This window comes from Streptomyces sp. NPDC001415 (genome assembly GCF_053597395.1).
Window position 1 is genome coordinate 56,645 of the sequence record NZ_JBSFIE010000009.1, and the last position, 15,002, is coordinate 71,646.

The following is a 15,002-nucleotide window of genomic DNA, read 5'->3' on the forward strand; positions in this document are numbered from 1 at the left end:
GCGTACGAACGGATCCCGGTACGGCTCGCGTACGAACGGATCCCGGACCGGACGGACTACCGGCGCGCCACGCCCTCGGCGCGGGCGGCCGCCGCCACCGCCGCCGTGACGGCCGGGGCGACCCGCTCGTCGAACGGGGACGGGATGACGTAGTCGGCGGCGAGCTGGTCGCCCACGACGTCGGCCAGCGCGTTCGCCGCGGCGATCTTCATGCCCTCGGTGATCCGGGAGGCCCGGACCTGGAGGGCGCCCGCGAAGATGCCGGGGAAGGCGAGGACGTTGTTGATCTGGTTCGGGTAGTCCGAGCGGCCGGTGGCCACGACCGACGCGTACTTGTGCGCGATGTCGGGGTGCACCTCGGGGTTCGGGTTGGCCATCGCGAAGACGAAGGCGCCCGGCGCCATGGAGGCGACCGCGGGCTCGGGGACCGTACCGCCGGAGACGCCGATGAAGACGTCGGCGCCGGCCAGCGCGGTCTCCAGGGAGCCGGTCAGGCCCGCCTTGTTGGTGAGCTCGGCGAGCTCGCGCTTGACGTCCGTCAGGTCGGTCCGGTCGCTGCTGACGATGCCCTTGCGGTCCGCGACCGCCACATCGCCGAGGCCCGCTTCGAGGAGGAACTTGGCGATGGCGACACCGGCCGCACCGGCCCCGGAGATCACCGCGCGCAGGTCGCCGAGGGTGCGTCCGGTGAGCTTCGCGGCGTTGCGCAGGGCGGCCAGGGTGACGACGGCCGTGCCGTGCTGGTCGTCGTGGAAGACCGGGATGTCCAGGGCCTCCTGCAGCCGGCGCTCGATCTCGAAGCAGCGCGGGGCGGAGATGTCCTCCAGGTTCACCCCACCGAAGGACGGGGCCAGCCGGACGACGGTCTCGATGATCTCGTCCGTGTCGGTGGTCGCGAGCGCGATCGGAACCGCGTCGACGCCGCCGAACTGCTTGAAGAGGATCGCCTTGCCCTCCATCACGGGGAGGGAGGCCTCCGGACCGATGTCACCGAGCCCGAGCACCGCCGTACCGTCCGTCACGACGGCGACCACCTGAGACTTCCAGGTGTAGTCGTGGACCAGCTCCGGGTTCTCCGCGATCGCGCTGCACACCTTGGCGACGCCCGGCGTGTACGCGAGGGACAGGTCGTCCTTGTCACGGATCGGCACGGTGGCCTGGACGGCCATCTTGCCGCCCCGGTGGAGCGCGAAGGCCGGGTCGAAGGGCTCGTCAGAACCCTCCGTGCTGCTGTCGCTGCGAGGATTGACGATCTCCGCTGCCATTGTGTTTACCCCTTAAGTCTTCATCAGTTGAGGGTGGCCACTCCTTGTTGAGGAGGGGTGGGCGGACCCGCGTACGTGCCCCACGGAGGGCGGTTGGCCCGCCTCGCGGGGAGGAGGTACGTACGCGCGGGCGCGCCGCACACGCGCCCTGAGCCCCGGATGAGGGGTGTAAGGATCCTTCTTACCGGACATTGACGTCCGCCGACGAGTCCATATTGGCCCAGCGTCGACGCCCGGTCGCAAGCGGTCTCCGTACCGTGACACGACTCTTGGTGTGATGTCACGACAAGTCGTGTACGCGGCCTGAAACATGTCCACAACGCGAGATGAACCGGAGATTCTCCGGTCCCCGCGGACACTTCCCGCACATGGTCCGGCCCGGTGGGCCTTGGTGTTCCGGCTTGTTGGGGTTCGGGGGGTGACCCGTTATCCGATTTTGACATGGCTGCGACCCTGATTTCCGGGGTCCGAATGGCAAGATGCGACTTCACACGCGGTTCACACCGCGGTCGCGACACCCGAGGATGCGTGCACGACCACCGCCCAGGACCTGTGCGTCGTCGTTTCGTACGCACTCCATGGCCACTCCACTCAACATCTGCCGGAGGAACCCGACCATGACCGCAAGCAACACCCGCCGTACGACCGCCTCCAAGTCCCGGATTGCCGCGGTCGGCGCGATCGCGGTCGCGGGCGCCCTGCTGGTCACCGGCTGCGGTGACCAGACGAAGAAGGGCTCGGCCCCCGAGTCCTCTGGCGGGGCCTCGAAGTCCGCGCCCCTCTTCTCCAAGCTGCCCGCGAACATCCAGAAGGCCGGCGTCATCAAGGTCGGGACCGACGCCACCTACGCCCCCATGGAGTTCAAGCAGGGCGAGAAGATCGTCGGCATCGACCCCGACATCGCCGACGCCCTCGGCAAGCAGCTCGGCGTGAAGTTCGAGTTCACCAGCGGCACCTTCGACACCCTGCTCGGCGCGCTGCCGACCGGCCGCTACGACGCGGTCATGTCCTCGGTGAGCGACACCAAGGCCCGCCAGCAGGGCCTTGACAAGGACGGCAAGAAGACCGGTACGGGCGTCGACTTCGTCGACTACTACACGGCCAGCACCGGCATCCTGGTCAAGAAGGGCAACCCGGAGGGCATCAAGTCCACCGACGACCTGTGCGGCAAGAAGATCGCCGTGCAGCGCGGTACGACGTACGAGCAGGCCGCCAAGGACCTCGCCGCCAAGTGCGAGAAGGACGGCAAGGGCAAGCTCGACTTCGAGCCCTACGCCACCGACGCCGAGGCGCAGACCCGCGTCAAGGCCGGCGGCGCGGTGGCGGACCTCAACGACTCCCCCGTCGCCGCGTACATCGCGAAGACCGCGGGCGGCGGCGCCGACTTCGAGGCGGTCGCCAACAAGTCGGACGCGGGCCCCTTCGGCATCGCGGTGGACAAGAAGAACACGCAGCTGCGTGACGCCCTCTCGGCCGCGCTGGACGCGATCATCGCGGACGGCACGTACAAGACGGCGATCGACAAGTGGGGCGGCGCGCAGGGCGCCGTCACCAAGGCAGCCATCAACGGCGGCTCCTGACCCCCGCGCACCACTGAAGGGCAGTCGCTGTGACTGACAAGCTCGACAAGACCCCCTCCGGTCCGGCGGACGCCGCCCCGGAGCAGGTCCCGCCGGACATCATCCGTGCCATCCCCGTACGCCACTACGGCCGCTGGATCAGCGCCGTGGTCGTCGTCGCCGTGCTCGGCGCGCTCGGGTACGCGTTCGCCCAGGGCAATGTGCGCTGGGCCACCGTCACGGACAAGCTGTTCGACTCCAGCATCCTGACCGGCCTGTGGCACACCGTGCTCATCAGCGTCGTCTCCATGGCCGTGGGCCTGGCGCTCGGTGTGCTGTTCGCCGTGATGCGGCTCTCGAAGAACCCGGTGACCAGTTCGGTCGCCTGGCTGTACATCTGGTTCTTCCGGGGCACCCCGGTCTACGTACAGCTCCTGATCTGGTTCAACCTGGCGCTGATCTTCCCGATCCTGAACCTCGGGTTCTACAAGGACTACATGACCGCGGTCATGACTCCGTTCCTCGCCGCCCTGCTCGGCCTCGGCCTGAACGAGGGCGCGTACATGGCGGAGATCGTCCGGGCCGGCATCCAGTCGGTGGACGAGGGCCAGACCGAGGCCTCGCACGCGCTCGGCATGACCCAGATGCAGACCATGCGCCGCGTCGTACTCCCCCAGTCGATGCGGGTGATCATCCCGCCGACGGGCAACGAGTTCATCAACATGCTCAAGACCTCGTCGCTCGTCGTCGCCGTCCAGTACCAGGACCTGCTGCGCAGTGCCCAGGACGTCGCCGCGACCTCGTTCGCGGTGATGGAGATGCTCTTCGTCGCCTCGATCTGGTACCTGGCTCTGACCAGCGTGTTCAGCGTCGGCCAGTACTACCTGGAGCGCCGTTTCGCACGCGGTTCGCTGCGCGCCCTGCCGCCCACGCCGCTGGAGCGCATCAAGTCGAACCTGCTCTCCCTCTCCAACTGGCGGCGGTGATCCCATGACTGCACAACCGATGGTCAAGGCGGAGGGCGTCCACAAGTCGTTCGGCCCCGCCCACATCCTCAAGGGCATCGACCTGGAGGTGGCCGAGGGTGAGGTGTTCTGCCTGATCGGCCCGTCCGGCTCCGGCAAGTCGACGTTCCTGCGGTGCATCAACCACCTGGAACAGATCAACGCCGGGCGCCTTTACGTCGACGGCGAGCTGGTCGGCTACCGCCAGAAGGGCGACAAGCTGTACGAGCTGAAGGACAGCGAAGTCGCCCTGAAGCGCCGGGACATCGGCATGGTCTTCCAGCGCTTCAACCTGTTCCCGCACATGACGGCCGTCGAGAACGTCATGGAGGCGCCGGTCCAGGTCAAGCGGGAGTCGAAGGCGGTGGCCCGCGAGCGGGCCCTGAAGCTGCTCGACCGGGTCGGCCTCGCCGACAAGGCGGGCAACTACCCCTCGCAGCTCTCCGGCGGCCAGCAGCAGCGCGTGGCGATCGCCCGCGCGCTCGCGATGGAGCCGAAGCTGATGCTCTTCGACGAGCCGACCTCCGCGCTCGACCCCGAGCTGGTGGGCGACGTCCTGGACGTCATGCGCGGCCTCGCCGAGGACGGCATGACGATGATCGTGGTCACCCACGAGATGGGCTTCGCCCGTGAGGTCGGCGACTCGCTGGTCTTCATGGACGACGGCGTGGTGGTCGAAGCGGGCAACCCGCGCGATGTTCTGACGAACCCTCAGCACGACCGGACGAAGTCGTTCCTGTCGAAGGTGCTGTAACGCGACACAACGGAAGGGGGGTTATGGGCCTGCGCCCATAACCCCCCTTCCGCGTCCGCTACTTGAGGGCGAGGAGCAGCGTGTCCGAGGGGGAGGCCCATACGGGGCGGGCCTCGGCGAAGCCGGTGGCGCGCAGGGTTTCGGCGTGCCAGGCGGCCGAGGGCATGTCGCCGTCGGCGTGCTCGCCGTAGATCTCGTACCGCTTCGCGGTCGGCCCGGCCAGGACCGGGTCCTGGGCGGCCAGCGCCCACCAGTCGGCCCAGTCGAGGGCGCCGGCGGCCTTGGCGCGGCCCATCTGGGCGTGCCGCCGGGCGCGTTCGGCGGCGTTGATGCGCGGGGTGGCGGGGTCGATCATGTGGTCGGCGTTCATGAAGACACCGCCGTCGCGGACGAGCCCGGCGACCTGCCCGTAGAGCGCGGCGAGCGGCTCGCTGTGCAGCCAGTGGAGGGCGGTCGCGGTGAGCACGGCATCGTAGGAGTCGTACGGCAGCAGCTCGACCCATCCCGGATCCTTGAGGTCGGCGGTCACGAAGGTGACGCGCGCGTCCCCGGCGAAGGTGCCCTCGGCGATGGCGAGGAGCGCGGGGTCGAGATCCACCCCCGTGCTGATCGCGTCCGGGAACCTCTTGAGGAGCCGGTCCGTAATACTCCCCGTACCGCACGCGAGGTCGAGCACGCGCGGCGCGGGACCGACGCAGGCCTCGACCATGTCGAGCATGACCCGGAAGCGCTCCTCGCGGTCCGGCATGTACCACTCCTGCTGCCGGTCCCAGCTGTCCTGCCAGCCTCGCCAGTTGGTGCCCGTACCGGCCCCAGTGACAGTCTCCGACACCGCGATCCCTCCTAGGAAGCCACTCTGTAATACCCTCGAAGGGTATCCAGCCGTTACCTGTGAACACTCCAGACCATAGACCGCCGCCGTAAGGACTACAAGTGGAACTGGCCTATTACTCGGACTACGCCGTGCGCCTGGTCAACACCGAGGAGCCGGCCCGCAACAAGGACTCGCTGACTTCGGTGGACGCGGTCCGCGAACTGTTCGGCGGGAACCAGTCGGCGGCCCGCCGGGCGACGGACGCGGACGTGACGCGCTTCCGTTCGGTACGGGCCCGGCTGCGGGCGGTCTTCGAGGCGGCGGACGCGGGCGAGGAGGTCCAGGCGGTGGACCTCCTCAACTCGCTGCTCCTGGAGTTCCCCGTGAGCCCGCAGGTGTCGGGCCACGAGCACCGGGACGAGGACGGCCGCCCCCTGTGGCACATGCACCTCGCCGACCACCCGTCCAACGCGACGGCGGGCTACGCGGCGATCGCCTCCATGGGCCTGGCCTTCCACCTCACGGAGTACGGGGTCGACCGGCTCGGCCTGTGCCAGGCTGCGCCGTGCCGCAACGCCTACCTGGACACCTCGACCAACCGCTCGCGCCGCTACTGCTCGGACCGCTGCGCGACCCGGGCGAACGTGGCCGCCTACCGGGCCCGCAAACGCCTGGAGACCGAGCGGTCGGAGAGCACCGGCCTGACCGACGAGACGACCCAGGACACCAAGTAGCCGAGGGTGCGCCGACGCCCGGCCGTCATCGGCCGGTAGCGCCCGCGCACCCGGCCGAGTACGAGCTCGACGGGCACTGCGCCGAAGGCCCGGCTGTCCACCACCTCGTCGTCGGCGTTGTCGCCGAGCACCCACCAGCCGCTCTCGCGCAGCTCCATGAGCCGCTTGACGATGAGCAGATCCTGCTGCAAGGGGTGCCGCAGCACGGCCACGTCCCCGGCCCTCAACTCGGCCCCGTAGTGCACGAGCAGCTGATCCCCGTGCAGCAACGTGGGAACCATCGAGGTCCCCAGGACCTCGGCGATCCCCAACGGCACCCTCGGCTCCCGCCCCTCATCCGTCATACGTCACCCACCTCCAGGCCACCGGCACCCCGCCGCCACTCCCACGGTACGTTCCGCCACGAGTCCCATGGTGACCCTGGACTTTTGACCTAAGCCCACGGGGGCACCCGCGAAATCCCGTCTCTCACCGAGTAATGTCCCACCTGAGAAGACGATCACGAGGAAGGACAGCTCAATGCTTTCCCGCCTGTTTGCCCCCAAGGTGAAGGTCAGCGCGCACTGCGACCTGCCCTGCGGTGTGTACGACCCGGCCCAGGCCCGCATCGAGGCGGAGTCGGTCAAGGCCGTACAGGAGAAGTTCCAGGCCAACGAGGACGCGCACTTCCGTGCCCGTGCCGTGGTCATCAAGGAACAGCGCGCGGAGCTCGCCAAGCACCACGTTTCGGTGCTGTGGAGCGACTACTTCAAGCCGCCGCACTTCGAGAAGTACCCGGAGCTGCACCAGCTGGTCAACGACACCCTGAAGGCCCTCTCGGCCGCCAAGGCGTCGACCGACCCGGCGACCGGCCAGAAGGCGCTCGACCTCATCGCCGAGATCGACCGCATCTTCTGGGAGACGAAGAAGGCCTGACCTTTGGTCAGGCCTTCTGCCCCGCGATCTCGCGGGGCGCGTCGGCCCCCTTGCCCGCACCCGGCCAGCAGGCCGCCGAGACCGGCGCCCTGACGGTCCGGGTGCGGTCTTGTTTCCCCCCGGCCAGAGGTGCGCGTGGGTCCGCAGGTGATAAACCCCGGACGCCCGGCCGAGAACGAGCCGAACCCGCTTGGCGCTTGCTCCGCCCGCGATGAGGGCGGGGCGCACTTGGATGGACCGAGGTAACGATCACTCCGCTGATCTGAGGTTTTTGCGCTGGTTGGCATGGAAGCGCGCCTTCTTCTGACGATTCCCGCACGTGTTCATGTCACACCACTTGCGGGTGCGACTTTGACTGGTGTCGAAGAACGCGGCTCGGCAGGTTGGTGATGCGCACAAGGCCAATTTTCCGTCTCGTTCGCCCGCGATGACGCTGATCGCGTCGGCGGCGATCACACTGAGGGCATCTTCCACGCAGGAAGCCGAGCTGAGCCGCCATCGCCGCTTTCCCTCGGGCGTCAGGATGGCCGCGGCCCGACCCTGAGCGCTGCAGTCATTGATGACTTGGACAGCGGAGGCAGGGAGAGCGTCCTGGATCGCGACCGCTGTCGCGGCGGCGTGAATCGACTCCCTCAGTTCCCGGGCGAGGTCGAGCTGGGCAGTGGTGCAGGAGTCCACGGCGAGGCCGTTCACCGCCAGCCAGTCGATGAGCCGGTGGGGCGTGGGAATGCGCTCCACGGCGTCACCATGACGCTCCGACAGAGTCCCCGTGAAGCTGGTCGCCAGCACATTACCGAGGCGGAAGTCAGGGTACTCAAGACGCATGGAACCACCTTAGCTGGTTGCGTGCCGACATAGCTGCCTGCTAGAACCGTCCAAGCCGGTTCGCTATGGATCGTAGCCGGTTCCGTGACGGCCAGGAGGTCTCATGCCCCGTCTCACCAGCGACGTACAAGCATTTGAAGCCCACGCAACCGACGCCGAACTCGACGACCTGCGCGCGCGACTGGCCGCGGCGCGACTCCCGGAGGCAGAGACGGTCCATCGCGCCGCGCTCGGCCCTCGCCGATGGGACCAGGGCGTACCTCGCGCCGACCTCGTCGATGTCGTGAACTACTGGCGCACCGGGTACAACTGGCGGTCGTTCGAAGAACGCCTCAACCGGATCGGCCAGTTCCGCACGATCATTGATGATTTGGGAATCCACTTCCTGCACCGTCGATCCGCGCGTGCGGATGCCACTCCTCTGATCTTGACGCACGGCTGGCCGGGCAGCATTGCCGAGTTCATCGACGTAGTGGACGAGTTGGCGGATCCGAAAAATCCAGATGCGCCGGCGTTCCACGTCGTGGTCCCGTCGCTGCCAGGCTTTGGCTACAGCGACAAGCCGACCACCATCGGGTGGGGAACCGAAAAGATCGCGGCCGCATGGGTGAAACTGATGGAAAGGCTCGGCTACAGCAAGTTCGCAGCCCACGGTGGTGACTGGGGAGGTGTGATCACCACAATCCTCGCCGGCAGGTTCCCGGCGCACGTTCTCGGTATCCACACAACGCTCGCGCAGGCACCACCCGGGTTGACAACGGACGGGCTGACGGCGGCCGAGCGCAAATGGGCCGAGGAAACCCGCGATTTCTGGCGCCAGCGCGCGGCGTACGCGAAGCAGCAGGCGACCCGACCGCAGACCATCGGCTACTCGCTCGTCGACTCACCGGTCGGGCTTCTTGCCTGGATTCTTGACAAGTTCGCCGAGTGGTCCGATACCGAAGACAGCCCGTTCGAGGCGATTTCCATAGACCGTGTTCTTGACGACGTCACCCTGTATTGGCTGACGCGGACCGGCGCATCGGCGGCCCGCATTTACTACGAAAGCCACAACTCGCTCGATCCCGAACTTCGGGTCGACGTCCCGTCAGCAATCAGCATGTATCCCCGCGACATCGAGAAGTGTCCGCGCCCATGGGCACAGGAGCGGTACCGACAGATCGTCCGATGGAGGTCGCCAGAAACCGGGGGACATTTCCCGTCCCTTGAGGTTCCCGAGTATTTCGTCAAAGATTTGCAAGAAGGCCTCGCGGCGGTGCTGGCCGCTCATCGGTGAACGCGGCGCCCGGTCCCCCCGTGCTCAGGACAACCCTGGCAGGAGGCGTGTCCGCTTTCCGACGGAGGCCGTCAGAGCATCCAGCTCTCGCGGGCGTGTGCCCATCGTGACGATGACAACTCCGATGCGGGGCCTCGGCGTTGCGGGCCGGGTTCAAATCCGTTGGCCCCGGAAAGGCCGGCCGCTTAGCTTGGCGCTGTGATGGATCAGAGCGACATCCCTTCGTGTCAGGTGATCGTGCTCAACGGCGGGTCCAGTTCCGGGAAGTCCGGGATCGCCCGGTGTCTGCAGGCCGTGCTGCCCGGGGCTTGGCTGGCTTTCGGGGTCGATTCGGTCGACGCGGCCATGCCCGCCTCGCTCCGCCACGGCGAGGGCGGGAGCGGGGGCGGGCTCGGCGTCGGGGCCGATGGCACGGTGACCGTGGGCCCCGAGTACCGGCGGCTCTCGGACGCCTGGCGGCACGGGGTCGCCGCCATGGTGCGGGCCGGCGCCCGGGTCATTCTCGACGAGGTGTTGCTCGACGGCGCCGACGGGCAGAAGCGCTGGCTCCACGCCCTCGACGGGCTCGACGTGCTCTGGGTCGCGGTCCGCTGCGACCCCGACACCGCGGCCGGGCGCGAGATCGCCCGCGGCGACCGCGTCCCCGGCATGGCCCGCGTCCAGGCCGACTCCGTACACCTCGGAGTGCGGTACGACGTCGAGGTCGACTCGGCGGGCACCGAGTCCATGGCCTGCGCCCTGCTGATCGCCGAGCAGCACGCCCTCCGGGGCTGAGAGCCTGTGTGCGGACCCGGATCAGGCAGACGGCCGCGGACTCGGGCGGACGGGGTCCAGGTACAGGCTCTGAGCCCCAGGTCCGGCCTCGGCGATACTCGACGGCATGGGCAGCCTCGATCTCGCCGCCGCCGCGCGGCGATTCGTCACCACATGGCAAGCCGGCTGGGCCCGGCACGACGTCGACGCCATCCTGGAGCTGTACGCCGACGACGTCGTCCACACCTCCATGCCGTTCCGGCCGCCGCACCGGGGCCGGCAGGAACTCGCCGCCTATCTGCGCTGGTCGTTCGAGGGGGAACGGGTCCAGGAGGTGCGGTTCGGCGAACCCCTGGTGGGCCAGGACGGGCTCGCGGTCGCCGAGTTCCGGGTGCTGGCCTTCGAGGGCGAGGCTCCGGTCACCCTCGCGGGCTGCGTGTTCGTACGCTTCGACGCGAACGGGCTCGCGGTCGAGACGCGTGACTACTGGCACACCGCGGAAGGTCATCTTCCGGGTTAGGTTCGAGGGCATGGAACCTCTGGAGCCTCCGTACCCCCGGCTTCTCGTCGACCGTTACGAACCCTCGTTCCGCTTCTACGACGCCGTGCTGCCCGGGCTCACCGGCTGCACCCTCGCACGCGGCAACTCCTCGTCCGGCTACGCCAGTTGGGACGCGGCCGGCGGCCGGACCGCGCTCGCCCTGTTCACCCGGGCCGCGATGGTCTCCGCGCTCGGCGAGGACCGGGTCCCTCGCGGGGGCGGGTCGCTCGTCATCCACGTGGCCTCGCGAGAGGCCCTCGACTCCGCGGTCTCGCTCTGCGCGGAGGCGGGGGGCGTCATCGCGGCCCCGGCGCGCGACCTGCCCGAGTGGGGGCCGGGGCTGCGGGCCGCGCACGTCCTTGATCCGGACGGGAATCTGGTCGAGATCCAGACGTACTGAGCGCCCCGCGGGGCCCTCTTCGAGCGGAGTCGAGAACTTGGGGTGCCGCAACCCCGCACCCTCCAGCACCCCGCACCCCTCAGCACCCCGCGGGGCTCACGCCAGCCCCCGCCTCACCAACCCCACAACCTCTTCCTCCGTAAGGCCCAACTCCCTTGCCTGGTCGACCAGTTCCCGCACCCTCAGCATCAGGGAAGCCCGGTCCCGCGCGGACGCGTCGCCCACGACCACCGCACCCCGGCCCCGCCGGAGTTCGATCAGGCCCTCCTCCCTCAGGCGCTGGTAACCCCTCAGCACCGTATGGAGGTTGACGCCCAGGGAGTCCGCCAGGGAGCGGGCCGCCGGGAGGCGTTCGCCCGGGGTCACCTTGCCGTCGGCGATCGCCCGGCGCACCGACGCCGCGATCTGGTCACCCAGCGGCTGCGGCGACGCCGGGTCCACACGGAACAGCATCAGCGCTTCGCCCCCTCACGGTCGGCCAGTGTGTTGAGCAGCGCGGCGGCCGTCGCCGAGTCGTCCACGGTCACCGCGAACTCGCGGCCCCCCACCCGCCGCACGACGAGCGCCTCGCCCGAGCGCAGCATCAGACCCGTCTTGCCCGGACGCACCCGATAGCCCCAGCCCCCGTACTCCGAAAGGATTTTGACCTCGCGGCTGATCGCCCGGTCGACATCGGACAGCGGCACCCGGATCCGCGGCCAGGGCAGTACGGTCGGCCGCGCGGTCAGGCCGTGCCGGTCGACGGTGACGTACGGGCAGGAGAAGGCGAGACACAGCAGTGCGCCGCCGAGCACGATGATCGCGTGGGGCGTTCCGCCGACGTACAGCAGGGCGATCCCCGTGAGGGCCAGCGCCACCCCCATCGCGAGCATGACCCGTGAGGGCGCCCGGCGCAGCCAGCCCGCCGACTCGCCCTCGGCGAGGTCGAGCCGCTCCGCCTCGCCGGGGCCGGGCGACGGCATGGGGGCGGGCATCGACACGGTCAGCAGGAGCAGCCAGCCGATCCCCGCCGCGAGCGCGCCGCAGCCCGCCCCGATGGCGAGCTGCCACGGGGGCATCCGCACCTGCCCGGGGTCGGTCGCGTCGGCGTTGGCGACCAGTACGGCGACCATCAGGTAGCCGAGCAGCCCGGCGGTCGCGTACCCGGCTCCGATCATCCACCGCAGCCCGCGCACGGCCGGGTCCCCGGTCCGCGCCACGACGGTCCACAGGGCGGCGAGCCCGACATGCGTCACGAGGACGAAGAGCAGGTACGAGGTGTGGCTCTGGGTGTCGTCGGAGCTGCCGCCCGCGGTGAAGTGGCTGGCCAGCCGGTCGGGCAGCCGGTCACGAAGGAGCACGAACGCCGTCAGGTCGACGGCCAGGGCGAGCAGGAACGGCAGAACGGCTATGGCCACCAAGCGGTACCGGACACGATTCATCGAAGCCTCCTTGTTTGCATAGTAGTAGAACAATGCGAGCCAAGAAAGGAAGGAAGGACCCAAGGACGAGGGCAGGTCGGGTTCGGTTCGGTTCCGGGGGCAGGGCTCCCGACGCAGAGCGGCCGCCCCGCATCGGGGAGCCCCGAGGACTCCCCGATGCGCAGCGGCCGCGGGAGGAACAGCAGAGGAAGGCGAAGAGGGGGAGGAGGGAGAGGGTCAGATCGCGTCTAGGGGGGACCGCTGGAGGCTTGAGCCGGACGGGAGTTGGCGCCGGATGTCGTCGAGCACGGAGCCGAAGTCGAGCTCGGCCCGCCCGCTGGCGTACACCGCTCCCCCGAAGTGCAGGGCGACCCCGAGGTCGGGCTCCGGCGGTTTCAGGGAGAGCAGGCAGCTGAGGGTGGCCTGCTGGACGGCGCCGTCGTCCGAGGCGACGGGCACGGGCATGTCCCATTCGAGTACGAAGTCACGGAGGTTCCCGTCGTCGAGCGCGAAGGTGCCGCTCTCCGTCGGTATCCCCGGTACCGGGCCGAGCGAGTCAAAGCTCGCTCCGGCGAAATCGACCCCCCTGATCCGGGTCCGCAGTTGCGTCCCGTCAGTGGTGATCGTCAGCGCTTCGGATCCTAGGCGGTCCCGGTACCAACCCGCCCATGACTGTGGTGTCATGGGCGGAGATTAGCGGCGCACCCTGCTGTTCGTCACAGGGGGTGACCGAAATGAGCGTTACCGCTTCCTTGTGTACTTCGAGACGACCGCACCATTGTCGAACGCTCGCGAGTCGGCCAACTCGAACTGGCGCGGGCCGAATTCACCCGACACGACCCGGATTCCGTCGCCCGCGAGCACCGGGTAGGTCTTGATCACCAGTTCGTCGATCTCGTCCGCCAGCTGACCGGCGAGATTTCCGCCGCCGCACAGCCAGATGCCGAGGCCGTCCTGCCGCTTGAGCTCGCGCACCTTGGCCACCGGGTCGCCCGCCACCAACTCGACGGCGGGGTGCGGGGATTCGGCGAGGCTGCGCGAGAAGACGTACGTCTTGAGGTGGGCGTACGGGTCGGGCATGCCCTCCTTGAGGCCCGGCTCGTAGGACGCCCGGCCCATCAGGACGGTGTCGTAGTGGGTGTTCTCGGCGTCGTCGCAGCCGAAGTGCCGCCGCCCTGCGGTGGCCAGCGTCTCCGGCCACTCCGTCTTCAGGTAGTCGAGGTACGCCGGGGACAGTTGGTCCATCAGGAACTGGATCTCGTGATCGGGACCCGCGATGAAGCCGTCGAGGGACATGCCGATGAAATACGAGAGCTTGCGCAAACTGACCTCTTGAGGCTCGGGGGTGTGGCCCTTCCATACCGACCACGACAGCTATAGTGCTTCAGGTGTAGTGGTTGCGCAACCCCCTTATTTTCCACAGGAGTTCCGGCATGGTGAGAAACCCCGAACGCAGAACCGCTCTCGTCGACGCGGCGATCGAAGTGCTCGCGCGGGAAGGAGCGCGCGGGCTGACGTTTCGCGCCGTGGACGCGGAGGCGGGCGTGCCCGCGGGCACCTCGTCCAACTACTTCGCCAGCAGGGACGACCTGTTCACCCAGGCCGGCCGGCACATCCACATACGCATGACACCCTCCCCGCACGCGGTCGCCGAGGCGATGCGCCCGGAGCCCTCGCGCGAGCTGTACGCCTCGCTGATGCACTGGCTGGTGCGGCGGATGACCGCCGAGCGCACCGGCTACCTGGCCATGCTGGAGCTGCGCCTCGAAGCCACCCGGCGGCCCGCGCTGCGGACGGAGCTGACCCGGGCTATCCGCGCCGACCTGGAGGCCAACATCCAGTTCCACGTGGACTCCGGGATGCCCGGCGACCCCGACACCGTCCGCCTGCTCCACCTCGCGATGAGCGGGCTGCTCGTCGAGCTCTTCACGCTGCCGGGGGTGTTCGCCGACGAGGACGACGTACGGAATGAGGCCGCTGTGCGGGATGAAGGCGCTGCGCGCGGTGACGGCGACCTCCGGGACGAACAGGGCGGCCGCGAGCGCGAGTTGGCCGAGCAGGAGGCATCCCGGCTCGTCGACCTCATCGTCTCCCGCATCGTGCCGGGCTGAGAGCCTGTGTCTGAACCGCCTCGACGCGCCGGCCTCAGGCCTTCGGCTCGCGCCACATCGGGTACATCAGCGGGCCGTCCGGCAGCCGCACCGGGTCGCCGAGCGGGGCGAAGCCGAGGCGCCGGTAGAGACGGGGGCTTCGCTCGCTGCTCGCCTCCAGGTAGGCGGGCAGGCCCTCCCGGTCGCACCGCTCCAGTACGGAAGTGATCAGCTCGGCGCCCAGGCCCTCGCCCTGCCTGTCCGGGGCCACCCCGACCATCCAGAGGTAGGCGTGGGCGCGGCCGTGCGGATGGATGGCGGCCGTCAGGTGCGCGATCTGCTCGACCCGCTCGTTCTCGGGGTCGACGAAGGCCCGCAGCCGCGCGGGCCCGTCGTCGCCGCCCTCCGGTTCCCGCCGCTCGGCCGGGACGTCGATCCACAGCGCGACCGCCGAGCCGTCCTCGGTGATGTCCACATGTCCCTCGGTGAGGGAGAGCTGGAAGAACGCCTCCATCAGCAGGTGGTGCACCTCGCGCCGCCGCGCCTCGTCGGGCAGCACCCAGCTGCTCACCGGGTCGTTCAGGAACGCCGCGTCGAGGATGCGTACCGCCGCCACCGCGTCGCTCTGCTCGGCCCGCCTGGTCCGTACGCCCATCTCCACCGCTCCCGAGT

At 69.1% G+C, this 15,002-nt stretch carries 18 protein-coding genes and 1 pseudogene; 10 read left to right on the forward strand and 9 right to left on the reverse strand.

What is annotated here, in order from left to right:
* Positions 1-56: 56 nt before the first annotated feature.
* Positions 57-1,265: an NAD(P)-dependent malic enzyme gene (locus ACWC2B_RS14530; RefSeq protein WP_114041486.1), complete on the reverse strand. Its 1,209-nt coding sequence runs from the start codon at positions 1,263-1,265 to the stop codon at positions 57-59.
* A 617-nt stretch (positions 1,266-1,882) separates the two neighbouring features.
* On the opposite strand from ACWC2B_RS14530, the gene ACWC2B_RS14535 reads away from it, so the two are divergent.
* The 3 genes from ACWC2B_RS14535 to ACWC2B_RS14545 are packed head-to-tail and all read left to right on the forward strand — an operon-like array spanning position 1,883 to position 4,582.
* Positions 1,883-2,845 carry an ABC transporter substrate-binding protein gene (locus ACWC2B_RS14535; protein ID WP_450716798.1) on the forward strand — a complete coding sequence of 321 codons (963 nt, stop codon included), beginning with the start codon at positions 1,883-1,885 and terminating at the stop codon, positions 2,843-2,845.
* Positions 2,846-2,874: 29 nt separating this feature from the next.
* A complete protein-coding gene (locus ACWC2B_RS14540) occupies positions 2,875-3,810 on the forward strand; it encodes an amino acid ABC transporter permease (protein ID WP_344378351.1) in 936 nt (311 codons plus the stop codon).
* A gap of 4 nt (positions 3,811-3,814) precedes the next feature.
* Positions 3,815-4,582 (forward strand): amino acid ABC transporter ATP-binding protein, encoded by a 768-nt coding sequence (locus ACWC2B_RS14545; RefSeq protein ID WP_450716799.1) that lies wholly within the window; start codon positions 3,815-3,817, stop codon positions 4,580-4,582.
* A 58-nt stretch (positions 4,583-4,640) separates the two neighbouring features.
* Here the strand turns inward: ACWC2B_RS14545 and ACWC2B_RS14550 are convergent, their stop codons facing one another.
* A complete protein-coding gene (locus tag ACWC2B_RS14550) occupies positions 4,641-5,330 on the reverse strand; it encodes a class I SAM-dependent methyltransferase (protein ID WP_450716983.1) in 690 nt (229 codons plus the stop codon).
* A gap of 185 nt (positions 5,331-5,515) precedes the next feature.
* On the opposite strand from ACWC2B_RS14550, the gene ACWC2B_RS14555 reads away from it, so the two are divergent.
* Positions 5,516-6,130: a CGNR zinc finger domain-containing protein gene (locus tag ACWC2B_RS14555; RefSeq protein WP_450716800.1), complete on the forward strand. Its 615-nt coding sequence runs from the start codon at positions 5,516-5,518 to the stop codon at positions 6,128-6,130.
* On the opposite strand, the gene sodX is transcribed toward ACWC2B_RS14555, so the two are convergent.
* On the reverse strand, positions 6,049-6,474 hold the full coding sequence (sodX, locus tag ACWC2B_RS14560) for a nickel-type superoxide dismutase maturation protease (RefSeq protein WP_450716801.1): 426 nt from the start codon (positions 6,472-6,474) through the stop codon (positions 6,049-6,051). The genes ACWC2B_RS14555 and sodX overlap by 82 nt on opposite strands.
* Positions 6,475-6,649: 175 nt before the next feature.
* Here sodX and sodN point away from each other — a divergent pair, with 175 nt between their 5' ends.
* The gene (gene sodN, locus ACWC2B_RS14565) at positions 6,650-7,045 is read left to right on the forward strand and encodes a superoxide dismutase, Ni (RefSeq protein WP_053730656.1); all 396 of its coding nucleotides are present in this window, start codon (positions 6,650-6,652) and stop codon (positions 7,043-7,045) included.
* Positions 7,046-7,294: 249 nt separating this feature from the next.
* On the opposite strand, the gene ACWC2B_RS14570 is transcribed toward sodN, so the two are convergent.
* Entirely contained in the window at positions 7,295-7,870 is a 576-nt protein-coding gene (locus ACWC2B_RS14570) for a CGNR zinc finger domain-containing protein (RefSeq protein ID WP_450716802.1), read from the reverse strand.
* 103 nt (positions 7,871-7,973) lie between these two features.
* Between ACWC2B_RS14570 and ACWC2B_RS14575 the strand changes: the two genes are divergently transcribed.
* The 4 genes from ACWC2B_RS14575 to ACWC2B_RS14590 all read left to right on the forward strand — a co-directional run bounded on the left by ACWC2B_RS14575 (position 7,974) and on the right by ACWC2B_RS14590 (position 10,840).
* Positions 7,974-9,146: an epoxide hydrolase family protein gene (locus ACWC2B_RS14575; RefSeq protein ID WP_450716803.1), complete on the forward strand. Its 1,173-nt coding sequence runs from the start codon at positions 7,974-7,976 to the stop codon at positions 9,144-9,146.
* A gap of 201 nt (positions 9,147-9,347) precedes the next feature.
* A complete protein-coding gene (cpt, locus tag ACWC2B_RS14580; RefSeq protein WP_450716984.1) occupies positions 9,348-9,920 on the forward strand; it encodes a chloramphenicol phosphotransferase CPT in 573 nt (190 codons plus the stop codon).
* Between the two features lie 106 nt (positions 9,921-10,026).
* Positions 10,027-10,419, forward strand: coding sequence for a nuclear transport factor 2 family protein (locus tag ACWC2B_RS14585; protein WP_450716804.1), 393 nt, complete (start codon positions 10,027-10,029; stop codon positions 10,417-10,419).
* A gap of 10 nt (positions 10,420-10,429) precedes the next feature.
* Positions 10,430-10,840 (forward strand): glyoxalase/bleomycin resistance/extradiol dioxygenase family protein, encoded by a 411-nt coding sequence (locus ACWC2B_RS14590; protein ID WP_450716805.1) that lies wholly within the window; start codon positions 10,430-10,432, stop codon positions 10,838-10,840.
* A gap of 96 nt (positions 10,841-10,936) precedes the next feature.
* Here ACWC2B_RS14590 and ACWC2B_RS14595 read toward each other — a convergent pair whose 3' ends face one another.
* The 4 genes from ACWC2B_RS14595 to ACWC2B_RS14610 all read right to left on the reverse strand — a co-directional run bounded on the left by ACWC2B_RS14595 (position 10,937) and on the right by ACWC2B_RS14610 (position 13,563).
* Entirely contained in the window at positions 10,937-11,293 is a 357-nt protein-coding gene (locus ACWC2B_RS14595; RefSeq protein ID WP_450716806.1) for a GntR family transcriptional regulator, read from the reverse strand.
* A complete protein-coding gene (locus ACWC2B_RS14600; protein WP_450716807.1) occupies positions 11,293-12,261 on the reverse strand; it encodes a DUF1648 domain-containing protein in 969 nt (322 codons plus the stop codon). The genes ACWC2B_RS14595 and ACWC2B_RS14600 overlap by 1 nt, the downstream gene beginning before the upstream one ends.
* A gap of 216 nt (positions 12,262-12,477) precedes the next feature.
* A complete protein-coding gene (locus ACWC2B_RS14605) occupies positions 12,478-12,924 on the reverse strand; it encodes a DUF6304 family protein (protein WP_450716808.1) in 447 nt (148 codons plus the stop codon).
* A 57-nt stretch (positions 12,925-12,981) separates the two neighbouring features.
* A complete protein-coding gene (locus tag ACWC2B_RS14610; protein WP_450716809.1) occupies positions 12,982-13,563 on the reverse strand; it encodes a dihydrofolate reductase family protein in 582 nt (193 codons plus the stop codon).
* Positions 13,564-13,673: 110 nt separating this feature from the next.
* Between ACWC2B_RS14610 and ACWC2B_RS14615 the strand changes: the two are divergent.
* A pseudogene (locus tag ACWC2B_RS14615) lies at positions 13,674-14,222 on the forward strand (TetR/AcrR family transcriptional regulator); the annotation flags it as partial.
* 163 nt (positions 14,223-14,385) lie between these two features.
* Here ACWC2B_RS14615 and ACWC2B_RS14620 read toward each other — a convergent pair.
* Complete coding sequence (locus ACWC2B_RS14620; protein ID WP_450716985.1) at positions 14,386-14,985, reverse strand: GNAT family N-acetyltransferase; 600 nt, start codon at positions 14,983-14,985, stop codon at positions 14,386-14,388.
* Positions 14,986-15,002: the final 17 nt, after the last annotated feature.

Excerpts from the sequence above, each read along its gene's own strand:
- ACWC2B_RS14530 (WP_114041486.1), bottom strand. The coding sequence starts at position 1,265 with ATGGCAGCGGAGATCGTCAATCCTCGCAGCGACAGCAGCACGGAGGGT.
- ACWC2B_RS14535 (WP_450716798.1), top strand. The coding sequence starts at position 1,883 with ATGACCGCAAGCAACACCCGCCGTACGACCGCCTCCAAGTCCCGGATT.
- ACWC2B_RS14545 (WP_450716799.1), top strand. The coding sequence starts at position 3,815 with ATGACTGCACAACCGATGGTCAAGGCGGAGGGCGTCCACAAGTCGTTC.
- ACWC2B_RS14550 (WP_450716983.1), bottom strand. The coding sequence starts at position 5,330 with ATGCCGGACCGCGAGGAGCGCTTCCGGGTCATGCTCGACATGGTCGAG.
- sodX (WP_450716801.1), bottom strand. The coding sequence starts at position 6,474 with ATGACGGATGAGGGGCGGGAGCCGAGGGTGCCGTTGGGGATCGCCGAG.
- sodN (WP_053730656.1), top strand. The coding sequence starts at position 6,650 with ATGCTTTCCCGCCTGTTTGCCCCCAAGGTGAAGGTCAGCGCGCACTGC.
- ACWC2B_RS14570 (WP_450716802.1), bottom strand. The coding sequence starts at position 7,870 with ATGCGTCTTGAGTACCCTGACTTCCGCCTCGGTAATGTGCTGGCGACC.
- ACWC2B_RS14575 (WP_450716803.1), top strand. The coding sequence starts at position 7,974 with ATGCCCCGTCTCACCAGCGACGTACAAGCATTTGAAGCCCACGCAACC.
- cpt (WP_450716984.1), top strand. The coding sequence starts at position 9,348 with ATGGATCAGAGCGACATCCCTTCGTGTCAGGTGATCGTGCTCAACGGC.
- ACWC2B_RS14585 (WP_450716804.1), top strand. The coding sequence starts at position 10,027 with ATGGGCAGCCTCGATCTCGCCGCCGCCGCGCGGCGATTCGTCACCACA.
- ACWC2B_RS14590 (WP_450716805.1), top strand. The coding sequence starts at position 10,430 with ATGGAACCTCTGGAGCCTCCGTACCCCCGGCTTCTCGTCGACCGTTAC.
- ACWC2B_RS14595 (WP_450716806.1), bottom strand. The coding sequence starts at position 11,293 with ATGCTGTTCCGTGTGGACCCGGCGTCGCCGCAGCCGCTGGGTGACCAG.
- ACWC2B_RS14600 (WP_450716807.1), bottom strand. The coding sequence starts at position 12,261 with ATGAATCGTGTCCGGTACCGCTTGGTGGCCATAGCCGTTCTGCCGTTC.
- ACWC2B_RS14605 (WP_450716808.1), bottom strand. The coding sequence starts at position 12,924 with ATGACACCACAGTCATGGGCGGGTTGGTACCGGGACCGCCTAGGATCC.
- ACWC2B_RS14620 (WP_450716985.1), bottom strand. The coding sequence starts at position 14,985 with ATGGGCGTACGGACCAGGCGGGCCGAGCAGAGCGACGCGGTGGCGGCG.